The following is a 13,608-nucleotide window of genomic DNA, read 5'->3' as shown; positions in this document are numbered from 1 at the left end:
TTAACAAGGGGAAGATTACACCCAAATAAATATCTGACCATAATAAGGAAATATTCAAAATTATATTTATCATCATTTTTAGAGAAGATAACAATTGAATCAGAGAAGTTAACGATATACACTTCAGTATCACTATAGCATCCATCAAGATGAGTACTATAATTTGTTTTTTCTATACTTTTTTTGAATTTGTTAATAGAGGTTAATCTAGAATAAATTTCATCATGAGTATTTCTCATAATACTATCTTTGAAACCTAATATATCTAAAAAAGCTACAAAACGAAAATCAGTTGTTTTCCAATTTGTTTTTATTGTATTAGTCATTAAATCTTGATTTTATTTACTTTTAAAATAGTTAATAATATTTTTTTTTACACTCAAATATACCAAAAAATCACAATCAAACCCCTTATTGTAAAACTACAATCCTACAAATTTTCTCCCACTTTTGCTCGTGTTTTCTTTTACTAATTGTCAAAAAAGAATATATAAATAACGTTGCATAACCCAAAAAGCTCCTGAGAGGAGCTTTTTTTGTGGAGTATATACTATTTTAAAAACTAAGGTTTTCACTACTTCGCATTCTACGTAAGCATAAAAAAAAGCAGTAATCATATAAAATACTGCTTATATAGCTTAAAACTAAACTTCGATAACTCCATAAGAATTAAAAGCTAACTTCGGTTCCGTTCAACAGGCTTCCATCTCATGCCCTCTGGGCAAGACGAAAGCTTAGTTATTGTGCGACGTTTTTATTCTAAACAGATGTGTTTTAACTTACCCGAGTCCTCGGTTGATTATAAACAGGTGTGTTTTACCTTATCCGAGTCCTTGGTTGATAACAAAGAAATTTATTTTTAACTATAATTAGTGAGTTTTAGACGAATTAAAACGTTTATTTTTGGCGTAATATTAATTGAGACTTTCTAAAAAATGAAAAAACTATTTTTATTGACAACATTCTTTATGGTGTCAGCACTTTTTGCTCAACAAGCGACTAATACGTTAGAAGGCGTTTTTACAACAAAAGCAAAAGATGAATTATATAATCCATTGAAATTTGATGGAAAAGGAAGAGTAACAATCGGTGAATTTGATGAGGTTGGTTACGAATTTACAGAACGCAATGATTCGGTTATAATATTTGTCGAAAAAACGGTTTTTATCTTCAAAAAAGAGAAAAATCAATTAAAAGGAATTTCAGATTGGGTGGATAAAAAAGTGTATAAATCAAATTTGAAATCTTTCGAAAATAAACCTCAATCAGATTCTAAATTAGCACAACGTGCAAATTGGATGGCAGAGAATTATGATATTAATTTTAAAAATAATGCAACCTATTTGTTTGATTTTGATGAAGAAAGTTTAACTAAAAAATTAAAAGAAAATGAAGCTGCAAATGCAAAACTGTGTAAAGAAGGTTTTGATGAAAGTTGTAAAGTAGTTTTTGCCTATAAATTTGCTGAACAATCTGGTGGTGTTTTCGAAACATTAAGTGCAACAGAAGAGTTGAAATTAAAACCAAATAAAGAGTTACAGCAATTAGCACAACGTGTGATTGATTTAGGAAATCCAGATGGATACGGATTATTTTATACGTATTACTATTTTACAGGAGAAAAGGAAAAAGCGGAAGAGTTTTTACAAAAAGGATTAGATTTAGGATCTAAGTATTGTACAGAGATTTCATTAAATTCTGCTTTAAGTGAATTTGGAGAAGGCTTACAATCGGAAGTAGAAGAATCAGAAGATTAATTCGAACAAATTATCATATAAAATAAAAGCTCAACATTAGTTGAGCTTTTTGTTATTTAGTCAATAAATATTTTGCAACAGCATGATAAGCTGGTAACGAATACGGGTCGTTCGCACTATTCGATGCAACCGGATTGGAAGCAAATCGCACAATAACCATTTCCGCTTTTGGATCAACATAGATCGCTTGACCATGAACGCCACGCGCCATAAATGCTTGATGCTCATTATTGGTTACCCACCACATATCTTTGTAGCTCCAGCCTTTTAGAAGTTTATAATCTGCCTTTGCAAAAGCTTTTTGATTTCCTCCTTTTTTTATTTCGTCAACCAATTTTTTAGGCAAAATTTGATGATTATTAAAGTAACCATTGTTTCTTATCATTTCTCCAAACATTGCCAAATCTCTAAGGTTTGCATTAAATCCACCTCCTGCAAAAGCAATTCCAGCACCATCAATCTGGTAATATCCATCAAAGTTAGTTCCCAACGGTTGCCAAAATTTTTCAGATAGAATTTGAGCCAAAGGTTTATTCAATACTTTTGTAATAATCCAACCCATCACATCAGTATTCACTGTTTTATAACCAAAAGCTTCGCCATGTTTACCATTTTTCTTGACTGTTTTTAGATAATCATAATAATTTGTAGGTCCATTATAATTAGCAGGTTTAGGAAAAGGATTTCCAGCAGCCGAAAAAGCCCACACTTCTGCATTCGGATCGCTGTAATCTTCACTATACTGTAAAGCTGTGGTCATGTCCAAAACTTGACGAATCGTAGCATCACCAAAAGCTGAGGTTTTCAATTCAGGAATATAATCACTACATTTTTTATTCTCATCTAGAATACCTTCGGCAACTAACATTCCGCCCAATGTACCCGTTAAGGTTTTACTAACCGACATCAAGGTATGAGTTCCGTTTTTGTTTAGTTCTCCAAAGTAATTCTCATAAACAATAGCGCCTTTGTGTAAAACAATAATTCCATCGGTATAATTTTTTTGCAAAGATTCTTTCCATGTCATAGTTTCTTTAGTTTCTAAAGGAGTAAAAGTCACATTATCGATAGATTGATCCAATTTAGTTGCCCAAGTATATCTGTTTTCTTGTGCCGAAGCAACATTTACAGTTGGGAAAAACTCGCGCATATGACAAACGCTGTAACGCAAAGCCGGAAAGTTAAAAAAGCTACCATCTATAGCGGACAAAATATCTTCTTTTGCAGGTGGAAACCCTTTCATCCAATTAAAATTCTTTGGATCCGATTGCTCTGCAGTCAAGAATTGTTGTCCATAATTCATTTGCGTCATCACTAAAATTAAACAAACTAATATTTTTTTCATAGTTGTACTATCTATTTGGTTGATAAATGAAGTAGAGGAGAAGCTTGCTTCTCAAATTTACGAAAACCATTTTAAACTTTATTTTATTAAAAATCGGTGAATTCGAAAGAATAATAAGGTCAAATAACAAGACGAATTCACCGACAAGTTTTGAAGTATTCGATTGATTAGATCTCAACTTCTCGTTCAGAATTTGTGCAATTACTATGAACGATATAATCGATTAGTTTTCCGTTTTCAAAACACAACATTAAATCTTCTTCATAAATTGATGTATGTGTCAATTGGTTAAATTGTAATAATTTTCCTTGTGAGATTTTAATGATTCCAGAATACCAGCTCGCAAAAACTTCTTCTCTTCTCGGAAACAAATAATTCAATTCAACTTCATCCAAACCATCCAAATATCCTCTGAAATTAATCAAAAACAATTCGTCATTTCTCAATTCCCATTTCCCATAATATCCTCTCCAGCATGTTGGCGAAGGTGGAGTAAAATAAGGTGGATGATTTAATTCTCTAAAATAATGATGTAATGGTTGTTCGGCTATAATATATTGTTGGTTGTCGATTAATAAAATTTCTCCTATTTGCGCGATCATTTTTTCTTATGGTTTATTCAAATGTAAAATAGCCATTCGAATAAATGAAAAATCAATAGTGCTAATTTATCAAAATAATAAAAATTGACCGACTAAAATAAATAGTTGAAAATTATTTTGTCTTTAAATGATAAATTCGTATTTATTATTTATTTAAGAGTTATTCTTTCACCTTGTTGAGGGAAAATATAATTGATGTTATATGGATTATCTTTTAACAATTCGTCTTTAATTTTTTGCTCATAATCATCTTTTGGCTTGATATGAGTAACGATAATTGTTAAACCTTTCAACCTACTTTTTCCAACTTCTTTCGCTAATTCGCCTAATTCTTCGTTCATTAATTTTGGGGTTAAATGACCAAATAATAATTTTTCGGGTTGAGAATTCGGAAAAGAAACTTCTAACATCATTGTTTTTAATTTTCCTGATTTAATTTTAGGTGAAATTGCTTTCCAAATAGTTGATAAGTTTTGAGTTTTTTCGATACGATCAGCTCCTGTATCACCAAAATATAAGACTGCATTTGAACCATTTTCGACTAATATTGCTGAACTTTTTAAAGGGTTTACATGACTCAATTCGTAAATAGTTCCTGTGAAATTAGTACCTTCTATTGTGAAAGGTATTCCTATTTCTGCGTATTTGTAGTAATATTTATTCAAAATTGGCGATTCACCTTCATTGGCAAAATTTGCCCAAGCATCATTGGTAAAATATTTATTTTTTAAAACTGAAATTGTTTCAGAAATACCATAAATAGGCTTGTTAGAATCTTCTGGAGAATTAATAATCATCCCAGAAAGATGATCCAAATGTCCATGTGAAATAAAATATCCTTTGATATAGTTTTTCAGAATTTTATTGTTTTGTTCTTCAAAAGTACCTTTCTCTATTGCTTTATTGATTCCAGAAAGAATTGTTCCTGCATCCAATGCTAAATAGCTGTTTGTTGTTTCTTCACCAATCAAATAAGATGAAAGATTGCTTTCATTGCTACCTCCATAAACACCAAGTGGAACAATCTGAATATTTTGTGCTGATGCAATCATCGAAATTCCGAATCCAATACTTAATAGATATTTTTTCATAAAAAGAATTTTAACAAAAATACAACTGAAAAGTATTATTAAACTAAAATATCCCCATAGTTTCTAAAAACTTTAGTATTTTCACATTTCTTTAAAAATTAACGCATAAAAATTAGTTAGAATGAAATCGAAATTATCTACTAAAATATTGAAAAATTATGCGACTCAACTGATGATGAAAAAAGCAATGTATGCAGCTGCAATTGCTTTATTGGCAACGAATGTTGATGCGCAAAAGAAACCTCTTGATTTGACTGTTTTTGATGAATGGCAATCAATCGGAATGAAAGAATTATCAAATAATGGTTCGTGGGTTGCTTATCAAGTATATGCACAAGAAAGCGATAATACATTGAACTTTTTTGGTTTGAAAACAGATAAAAATCTAAGTTTTCATCGTGGTGAACAAAGTGTTTTTACAGCAGATTCTAAATTTGCCGTTTTTAAAATTCGACCTTTTTACAAAGATTTGAAATTGGTTCGAATCAAAAAGAAAAAGGAACATGAAATTGCTAAAGATTCAATCGGAATATTAAATCTTGCAACAAATCAAGTCGAGAAATTACCAAATATAAAATCATTCAAAACACCGAAAAAAGGAGGTTCTCTTTTAGCTTATTTATTAGAAAAAGAAGAAACGAAGAATGATAAAAAAGACAAGTCAGATTCTACAAAAACGAAGGATAAAGTTGCAAAATCAGCTGGAAAAGATAAGAAAGATACGCCGTTAGAATTGGTGTTGAGAAATTTGATTTCAGGTCAGAGAAAATCATTCAAAAATGTGATGAATTATGAGTTTAGCGAGAATGGTAAGCAATTAATTTTTTCGACTAAACAAGAGAAAAAAGATAGTTTAGATAAAACTAAATATGGTGTTTTCTTAGTGAATACAGCAACGTTTGTTCAAAAACAATTGGTAGATACAATTGGTGATTTTAAACAATTTGCGTTTGATGAATTAGCAAATAAAGTCGCTTTTGTTGGAACTTCTGACGAAGAGAAAAAGGAAAATAAAACATATTATTTATATTATTCTACAACAAATAATCCGCAACAAATCAGGAAATCTGAATTGTTAGGATTGAAAAAAGATTGGCAAGTTTCAGAAAATCGTCAACCAAAATTTAGCAAAGATGGAAATTCTTTGTTCATTGGTTTGATGCCGAAATTAGCAGAAAAAGACACAACTTTGATTGCTGATGATCATGCAAAAGTGGATGTTTGGAGTTACAAAGACGATTTTATTCAACCACAACAATTGAAGAATCTTGAGCGAGAGAAAAAACGTTCGTACCTATCTGTGATTGATTTATCGAATCCTGTAAAAGTGACACAATTAGCGGATTTGGATATGAATCAAGTCGAGATTTTGAACGAAGGAAATTCAAATTTTGCTTTAGGAACTTCTGATAATGCCTATCGATTAAGCTTGAATTGGGATGTAACAGGTCGTAAAGATTATTATATCATTAATACGAAAACGGGAGAGCGTGAATTATTTGCAAAAGCTTTGGCTGGAAAAGTGGAAATGTCGCCGAATGGAAAATTTGCTGTTTTTTATAATGCCGAAAATGGATTATGGTCGAGCTATAATATCGAAACAAAGGAAACAAAAGTTCTGAATAAAAAGCTGAAAGTGAAATTTTATGACGAAGAAAATGATTCACCAACTTTAGCGCAAGAATATGGAGTTGCCTATTTTACTGATAATGACGAAACGGTTTTAATCAAAGATCGATATGATATTTGGGAGTTTGATTTGGTTGGAAAACGTCGTCCAGAAAATATGACAAATGGTTTCGGTCGTAAACATAATATTACGTTTGGTATCAATCAATTAAATGATGATATTAAAACAATTAATCGAGATAATTTAGTTTATTTAGGTGCTTTTAATAATCAGAATAAACAATCAGGGGTTTATCAAACAATCATTTCGAAAGCAAAAAATCCTGAAGAAGTTGTCATGTCGAATACTTGGGGAACGCAAAAAATGAAGAAAGCGTTGAATGCCAACGAATTTATTTATACAAAAGAATCGTTCCGAAATTCGCCTGATGTTTATGTTTCAACAAATTTTAAAGATGAGAAAAAGATATCTGCAATCAATCCGCAACAAAAAGATTATTTATGGGGGAATGGTGAGTTGGTAACGTGGAAAACGTATTCAGGTAAAGATGCAACAGGAGTTGTGTATAAACCAGAGAATTTTGATCCAAATAAAAAATATCCGATGATTGTTTACTTCTACGAAAAACTTTCGGATAATTTGAATCGTTATCAAGCGCCTGCGCCAACGCCTTCTCGTATTAATCACACATATTTTGTAAGTAACGATTACATTGTGTTTACACCAGATATTTCATATACAATTGGTCATCCTGGTAAATCTGCCGAAGATTATATCAATTCTGGAGTAGAAGCGTTGAAGAAAAATACGTGGGTAAATGGAAGTAAAATCGCTATACAAGGACAAAGTTGGGGAGGTTACCAAGTTGCACATTTGATCACTGCAACCAATATGTATGCTGCTGCTTGGACGGGTGCGCCTGTTGTTAATATGACTTCTGCTTATGGTGGAATTCGTTGGGGGACGGGTATGAGTCGTCAATTTCAGTACGAACAAACGCAAAGTAGAATCGGTAAAACCTTGTGGGAAGCGCCGGAATTATATATCGAAAATTCGCCTTTGTTTAATATGCCAAAAGTTACGACGCCAGTTGTAATCATGCATAACGACGAAGACGGTGCTGTTCCTTGGTATCAAGGAATTGAAATGTTTATGGCATTGCGTCGTTTACAAAAACCAGTTTGGATGTTAAATTATAACGGAGATGATCATAACTTGATAAAACGTGCGAATAAAAATGATATTCAACAACGTCAAGTTCAATTTTTTGATCATTATCTGAAAGATAAACCTGCTCCGAAATGGATGACAGAAGGTGTTTCTGCAATTAATAAAGGTATTGATTGGGGATTTGATCTAGAGAAATAATTATAGTAAATATTTAAAAGCGACCAATTTGGTCGCTTTTTTTGTCAAAAGAATTTCTTACAACACAATTATATTGTTAAATTTACATTTCATGTATAATTAACTTCTTGAAAAAGTTTTAATTTAGAGGGATAATTGCACTGAATATGAATACTAATAATCGACAAATTGTTTATATCCATGGACTAAATAGTTCGGCAAATTCAACCAAATTCAAAACTATTCTAAAAAATTATCCTTCAGCTATTTGTATTGAATGGAAAACGGAGGACAATATTGCAACTATTTTATTTGAAGCTTACGAACATTTAAAAGGTTTGGTAAATGATTTGGCAATTATAGGAAGTTCTACTGGAGGGAATTTTGGTTGGCAATTGCAACAAAAATTAAAGGAAAATGGAAAATCGAGTGAATTAATTTTGTTAAATCCTTTGGTTGATGTGTCGATGAAAGTCGAAAATAATTTTCCAGAAAATCTTTCGCAATATTTAGTGGATATGAATCGTTTCGAAAATACAACGGTTTTTCTTTCTGTACATGACGAAGTTTTGGATTTTGAAAAACTAAAAACTTTCTTTGAAATTCAACAAAATATCTTTCCACAACAAATCGAAATCATAGAAATTGATGACAATCATCGAATACGTAACTTCGAGTCATTGTTAACGTTAATTTAATTTACGCATTACAATTATTTAATTTTATTAACTGCATTTTTGCACACGAATCAAGAAATAAATAAATAAACATGAGGCAATTTTTAATATTAATACTTATTGTATTTTCAATCAGTTCGTATGCGCAAGTAAAAGATTCTACAGAATCTAAAAAGAAAACTGTACAGGATTTTAAGAATATGATGTCGCCTTATTACAGCTATGGTAACGGATTGGGAATTACTTCTCCAGATAGTCTTTATCAGGTCAATATTAGATTTCGTATGCAAAATCGCATTAGTTATAATCATAATGATGGAGAAGAAGATAATATTGATGGACAAATTCGTCGTTTAAGATTGCGTTTTGATGGATATATCGGAGATCCAAAATTTGGTTATTCGATGCAATTATCTTTTGCAGCAGGTGATGTAGGAAAAGCAGAAGAGGGTAAGAATACAAATATTATTCGTGATGCGATGATTTTCTATTACCCAAATAAACATTGGAGTTTAGGATTTGGTCAAACAAAACTTCCAGGAAATAGACAACGTGTTAATTCTTCTGGAGCATTACAATTAACGGATCGATCTATCAATAATGCAGATTTTAATATCGATCGCGATTTTGGATTTCAAGTCTTATACAATAAAAGAAATCAAGAAAAATTCTCTTATATTTTGAGAGGAGCTATTTCTACTGGTGAAGGGCGAAATTGGACAAGTTTTAAGGATACTGGTTTAGCTTATACAGGAAAAGTTGAGTTGTTTCCACTTGGAGAATTTACAAAAGGTGGAAGTAATTATGAAGGTGATTTAGTTCACGAACAAACACCAAAATTGATGATTTCGGGAGCTTATAGTTACAATGATAGAGCACATAGAACAGCAGGAATGTTAGGAGATGATATTGTAGGTGGAGGAACAGCTAATATAAAATCATTGTTTTTGGATGTGATGTTAAAATATCGTGGATGGAATTTGATGTATTCTTATATGAATCGTAATTCTGATAATGTGTTATTTTATAACCCTACAGATATTTCTGATTTTAATTATATCTATAATGGAGAAGGAATGGATTTTCAAGGTTCATACACATTCCCGAAACACTGGGAGGTGATAGGACGTTATTCAACTCAAACAGTAGATAAAGAAATTTTTGAGTTTACACCGAATACAAATCAATACACATTAGGTTTGACAAAATATATTTGGGAACATGCTTTCAAATTACAAGCAGAATTTACGTATGAACAACAAAAATTCTATAATTTAGAAAAGAAAAACAACTGGTACGCGCGTTTTCAGATAGAAATTGGGATTTAAGATATCTTATTGTAAATTAAATATTTTAGAATAAAATAAAGGTTTGATATTTGATAATATTTAATAAATTTGCAGTCAAATATCAACCTATGCAATCCAATAAAAAAAGAAAAAGTTTAAACCGAAATGTAGAGTTCGGAACTAAAAAAGTGCAATTTAAAGATGTAATTATTGTCGCAATATTAATCTTCGTAATTGTTTTAGCAATTTTGAAATTTATAAATTAATTATAAAACAAAAAACCACTTCAATTGAAGTGGTTTTTTGTTTTATTTCTTTTTGATGGAAACTAATTTTGAATCTTCTTTGCAAATTTCTAATACAAAATCATAATCCTTTGTATTGTCTTTGCTTTTATAGTTTGCCAAATATTCTCTACAAGGAACTTGATCTTTTTTCGAGTGATCAAAATCAACTTTACTTCTTTTGAATAATTCTTTTTTCAAGAATGTCGAATCTAAATTTTCTGCTTTTAAAAATGCTTGAGCTTCTGGTGAAATAGCTAATCTTTTTGAAAAAGCTTCATCCAAAACTCTTGCATTTGGAAAGTAATTACATGAGAAAGCACGAGGTCCAAACGCCATAGCGACGAAAACTAACCCAATTCCAACTCCCATCAAATACTTCATAAATCTTTGCGTAAACGTCATATGATCAATAAATTAATGTCGTGAAATGGTAAATCAAACCAATCACATAAGTTCTTTTTTACAATTCTTCCTTTGTACAAATATACGCCATTTCTTATAGTTTTATCCGATTGTACTACATTCGAAAAACCAGATTCTTCAGAAATTTGGAATAAATACGACAAGAAATAATTGCTCAATGCTTTGGTAGAGGTGCGTGCGACGCGAGAAGTGATGTTAGAAACTGCATAATGAATTATATCATTCTTAATAATGATCGGATGATCGTGAGTTGTTAATTCAGATGTTTCGAAACATCCACCTTGATCAATGCTCACATCAATAATTACAGCGCCAGCTTTCATATTTTGTACCATCATCTCAGTTACAACACAAGGTGTACGCGTTTCTCCGCGAAGTGCACCGATTGCTAAATCGCAACGTCGCAAAGCTTTTCCTAATTCTTTTGGATCTAATGTAGAAGTAGAAACTCGTTGTCCTATATTTTGTTGTAATCGTCTTAATCTTGTTAATGAATTATCAAAAACACGAACCGAAGCACCTAAACCCAAAGCTGTTCTTGCTGCATTTTCTGCAACCGTTCCAGCTCCAAGAATCACAACTTCTGTTGGTCGAACTCCTGTTACGCCGCCCATCAAAATTCCATTTCCTCCGTTTGTAGAAGACATCAATTCACTTGCAACCAAAATTGCCGTTGTTCCTGCAATTTCACTTAATAAACGAACGACTGGTAAATGATTTTGTTCATCACGAATAAATTCAAATCCAACAGCGTTTACACGTTTTGTAATTAATTTCTGAAAATATTCGCGTCTTAAAGTATTCGCCGGAACAGATGAAATAATTAACGCATTTGGTTTTATCCAATCAATTTCATCTAAAGTAAGTGGACCAACTTTTAGAATAATAGGTTTCTCGAAAACAGCTTGCGTATTGTAAGAAATTTGCGCACCAGCTTCCGAATATTCTTTATCCGAATAATTTGCACCTTCTCCTGCTCCAGTTTCTATCGTAACTTGGTGTCCATTATTGACCAAAATTTCGACTGCATCAGGAGAAAGACAAATTCTTTTTTCTTGATTATTTGTTTCTTTTGGAATTCCAATATCAAAGCGTTCTTTCTTGTGAGGAATCTCTAAACGCTCGGGTTGAGGAATAAGATCTTCCTGAGAAAAAGGCGTGAAAATATTTTTTCCGTCCATATAGTATTAGCTAAAATTTAAATGACGAACGCCATCTACATTTTCCAATGTAATTGTGTGGTGCTCATCTGGTATAAAGTTAGCAATTTTATTTGGCCATTCCATTAAACAATATTGATTAGAATATAAATATTCTTCAATCCCAAAATCTAAGGCTTCATCTTCGTGATTTAGACGATAAAAATCGAAATGATAAACTTTTCCTTTATCTGTTTCATATTCATTAACAATCGAAAAAGTAGGACTCGAAACTTCATCATTTGTTCCCAAAGCTTTTACAAACTCTTTGATAAAAGTTGTTTTTCCAGCTCCCATTTCTCCTTCGAAAGTGATTAATTTATACTGAAGTTGATCGATTATTTTTTGAGCAACTTCTGGTAATTCGTCTAAATTATTGATGATAAATTCCATTTAATTTTTTGGTGTTAAAACAACCATTGGGATAATTATTTCCTCCAACGAAATTCCACCATGTTGGTAAGTGTTTTTGTAATAATTAACGAAATGATTGTAATTTTTTGGATACGTTAAAAATAAATTTTCTTTTGCAAAGATATACTTTGACGTAACATTAACCTTAGGTAAAAGGAATTTTTCTGGTTGCTCAACCGCCAAAACATCTTTCGGATCATATTGCAATTGTTTCCCCAGTTTATAACGCAAATTTGTACTTGCTTCTTTGTCGCCAATCACTTTTGTAGGTTCCTTTACGTAAATTGTTCCGTGATCGGTTGTTACAATAATTTTCATTTTTTCTTGCGCCGCTTTTTTCACAATTTCCATTAAATATGAATTCTCAAACCAATGTTTTGTGATCGAACGATACGTTTTATCATCACGAATAATTTCACCAACAATTTTGTTGTCCGTTTTCGCATGCGAAAGAATATCGATAAAGTTGTAGACAATTACATTTAGATTGTTCTTTTTGTAATTATTAAAATCATCTGCAATTTTTTTCTCGAAATCAGAATTTAAAATTTTGAAATAATTATACGATAAATCGCCAAAACCAAGACGTTTTAATTGTTCACCTAATAATTCTTTTTCGTACATATTTTTATTTCCTTCATCGGTATCATTCAACCAATATTCAGGATATTTTTTCTCAATTTCCAAAGGCATTAAACCCGAAAAGAACGCATTTCTCGCATATTGAGTTGCCGAAGGTAAAATACTGTAATATAGATTTTCGGCTTCTGAATTATAATAACGATTGAAAATTGGCTCAATAACTTTCCATTGATCGTAGCGTAAATTATCCACCATAATCAATAAAACATTTTTATCTTTTCCAAGATGAGGTCGAACCAATTGATTGAAAATTGTATGTGATAAAACGGGACGATCTTCGTCGTCGTGCAACCAATCTTCGTAATTACGTTCTATAAATTTGAAGAAAGCTGCATTTGCTTCACTTTTCTGATTTTCGATGATTTGAGAAAGTGCTGTATCTTCGATATTTTCAAGTTCAAGTTCCCAAAAAACTAATTTTTTATAAATCTCTTGCCAATCTTCAAAATCGCGTGCATTCATCATATCCATTGTGATATTTCTGAATTCCTGTTGATAATTAATCACTGTTTTTTCAGAAATAATTTTCGATGCGTCCAAAATCTTTTTCAAACTCAATAAAATCTGATTTGGATTAACCGGTTTAATTAAATAATCTGCTATATGTGAGCCAATTGCATCTTCCATGATATGTTCTTCCTCACTTTTTGTGACCATAATAGCAGGAAGATTTGGACGCAATTCTTTAATTTTTGGTAAAGCTTCCAATCCGCTCAAACCGGGCATATTTTCGTCGATTAAAACCGCTGCAAAGCTCTCTTTTTCTATTTCTTCTAATGCATCAGTCGCATTATTTATCATTGTTGTATCGTATCCTTTCTTCTCTAAAAAAAGCTGGTGTGGTTTCAATAAATCGATTTCATCATCAATCCATAAAATTTTTATAGCCATTTGTTATATTTTTA

Annotated in this window: 12 protein-coding genes; 4 read left to right on the top strand and 8 right to left on the bottom strand. The window is 31.4% G+C overall.

All coding sequences use genetic code 11. The features are described 5' to 3' along the window. Positions 1 to 326: hypothetical protein (locus tag B3M86_RS06175; RefSeq protein WP_291048101.1), on the bottom strand; the 326-nt coding region annotated here is incomplete at its 3' end. Positions 327 to 935: 609 nt separating this feature from the next. Here B3M86_RS06175 and B3M86_RS06170 point away from each other — a divergent pair. Next, positions 936 to 1,757, top strand: a complete 822-nt coding sequence (locus B3M86_RS06170; protein ID WP_286496213.1) for a hypothetical protein — start codon at positions 936 to 938, stop codon at positions 1,755 to 1,757. 52 nt (positions 1,758 to 1,809) lie between these two features. Here B3M86_RS06170 and B3M86_RS06165 read toward each other — a convergent pair whose 3' ends face one another. The 3 genes from B3M86_RS06165 to B3M86_RS06155 all read right to left on the bottom strand — a co-directional run bounded on the left by B3M86_RS06165 (position 1,810) and on the right by B3M86_RS06155 (position 4,795). After that, complete coding sequence (locus B3M86_RS06165; protein WP_291048098.1) at positions 1,810 to 3,102, bottom strand: serine hydrolase domain-containing protein; 1,293 nt, start codon at positions 3,100 to 3,102, stop codon at positions 1,810 to 1,812. A 167-nt stretch (positions 3,103 to 3,269) separates the two neighbouring features. Then, positions 3,270 to 3,704 carry a hypothetical protein gene (locus B3M86_RS06160; RefSeq protein ID WP_219035348.1) on the bottom strand — a complete coding sequence of 145 codons (435 nt, stop codon included), beginning with the start codon at positions 3,702 to 3,704 and terminating at the stop codon, positions 3,270 to 3,272. Between the two features lie 149 nt (positions 3,705 to 3,853). Beyond that, positions 3,854 to 4,795, bottom strand: a complete 942-nt coding sequence (locus tag B3M86_RS06155; protein ID WP_219035347.1) for an MBL fold metallo-hydrolase — start codon at positions 4,793 to 4,795, stop codon at positions 3,854 to 3,856. Between the two features lie 121 nt (positions 4,796 to 4,916). Between B3M86_RS06155 and B3M86_RS06150 the strand changes: the two genes are divergently transcribed. The 3 genes from B3M86_RS06150 (at position 4,917) to B3M86_RS06140 (ending at position 9,777) form a co-directional block, all read left to right on the top strand. Further along, a complete protein-coding gene (locus B3M86_RS06150; RefSeq protein ID WP_291068582.1) occupies positions 4,917 to 7,793 on the top strand; it encodes an alpha/beta hydrolase family protein in 2,877 nt (958 codons plus the stop codon). Positions 7,794 to 7,939: 146 nt separating this feature from the next. Next, entirely contained in the window at positions 7,940 to 8,470 is a 531-nt protein-coding gene (locus B3M86_RS06145) for a YqiA/YcfP family alpha/beta fold hydrolase (protein WP_219035345.1), read from the top strand. Positions 8,471 to 8,541: 71 nt separating this feature from the next. After that, positions 8,542 to 9,777, top strand: coding sequence for a porin (locus tag B3M86_RS06140; RefSeq protein WP_286496216.1), 1,236 nt, complete (start codon positions 8,542 to 8,544; stop codon positions 9,775 to 9,777). A 269-nt stretch (positions 9,778 to 10,046) separates the two neighbouring features. Here B3M86_RS06140 and B3M86_RS06135 read toward each other — a convergent pair whose 3' ends face one another. The 4 genes from B3M86_RS06135 to B3M86_RS06120 are packed head-to-tail and all read right to left on the bottom strand — an operon-like array spanning position 10,047 to position 13,594. Beyond that, on the bottom strand, positions 10,047 to 10,406 hold the full coding sequence (locus tag B3M86_RS06135) for a hypothetical protein (RefSeq protein ID WP_147280013.1): 360 nt from the start codon (positions 10,404 to 10,406) through the stop codon (positions 10,047 to 10,049). Positions 10,407 to 10,423: 17 nt separating this feature from the next. Beyond that, positions 10,424 to 11,629, bottom strand: a complete 1,206-nt coding sequence (locus B3M86_RS06130; RefSeq protein ID WP_291076457.1) for an alanine dehydrogenase — start codon at positions 11,627 to 11,629, stop codon at positions 10,424 to 10,426. A 6-nt stretch (positions 11,630 to 11,635) separates the two neighbouring features. Next, a complete protein-coding gene (gene tsaE / locus B3M86_RS06125; protein WP_115001044.1) occupies positions 11,636 to 12,040 on the bottom strand; it encodes a tRNA (adenosine(37)-N6)-threonylcarbamoyltransferase complex ATPase subunit type 1 TsaE in 405 nt (134 codons plus the stop codon). After that, complete coding sequence (locus tag B3M86_RS06120) at positions 12,041 to 13,594, bottom strand: bifunctional response regulator/alkaline phosphatase family protein (RefSeq protein ID WP_291076455.1); 1,554 nt, start codon at positions 13,592 to 13,594, stop codon at positions 12,041 to 12,043. It abuts the gene before it with no gap. Between the last annotated feature and the right edge of the window lie 14 nt (positions 13,595 to 13,608).

This window comes from Empedobacter sp. UBA6305, from assembly GCF_002440405.1.
GTDB classification, from domain to species: Bacteria; Bacteroidota; Bacteroidia; order Flavobacteriales; family Weeksellaceae; genus Empedobacter; species Empedobacter falsenii_B.
This window is presented reverse-complemented; position numbering and strand designations above follow the sequence as displayed.

Excerpts from the sequence above, each read along its gene's own strand:
- B3M86_RS06170 (WP_286496213.1), top strand. The coding sequence starts at position 936 with ATGAAAAAACTATTTTTATTGACAACATTCTTTATGGTGTCAGCACTT.
- B3M86_RS06165 (WP_291048098.1), bottom strand. The coding sequence starts at position 3,102 with ATGAAAAAAATATTAGTTTGTTTAATTTTAGTGATGACGCAAATGAAT.
- B3M86_RS06160 (WP_219035348.1), bottom strand. The coding sequence starts at position 3,704 with ATGATCGCGCAAATAGGAGAAATTTTATTAATCGACAACCAACAATAT.
- B3M86_RS06155 (WP_219035347.1), bottom strand. The coding sequence starts at position 4,795 with ATGAAAAAATATCTATTAAGTATTGGATTCGGAATTTCGATGATTGCA.
- B3M86_RS06150 (WP_291068582.1), top strand. The coding sequence starts at position 4,917 with ATGAAATCGAAATTATCTACTAAAATATTGAAAAATTATGCGACTCAA.
- B3M86_RS06145 (WP_219035345.1), top strand. The coding sequence starts at position 7,940 with ATGAATACTAATAATCGACAAATTGTTTATATCCATGGACTAAATAGT.
- B3M86_RS06140 (WP_286496216.1), top strand. The coding sequence starts at position 8,542 with ATGAGGCAATTTTTAATATTAATACTTATTGTATTTTCAATCAGTTCG.
- B3M86_RS06135 (WP_147280013.1), bottom strand. The coding sequence starts at position 10,406 with ATGAAGTATTTGATGGGAGTTGGAATTGGGTTAGTTTTCGTCGCTATG.
- B3M86_RS06130 (WP_291076457.1), bottom strand. The coding sequence starts at position 11,629 with ATGGACGGAAAAAATATTTTCACGCCTTTTTCTCAGGAAGATCTTATT.
- tsaE (WP_115001044.1), bottom strand. The coding sequence starts at position 12,040 with ATGGAATTTATCATCAATAATTTAGACGAATTACCAGAAGTTGCTCAA.
- B3M86_RS06120 (WP_291076455.1), bottom strand. The coding sequence starts at position 13,594 with ATGGCTATAAAAATTTTATGGATTGATGATGAAATCGATTTATTGAAA.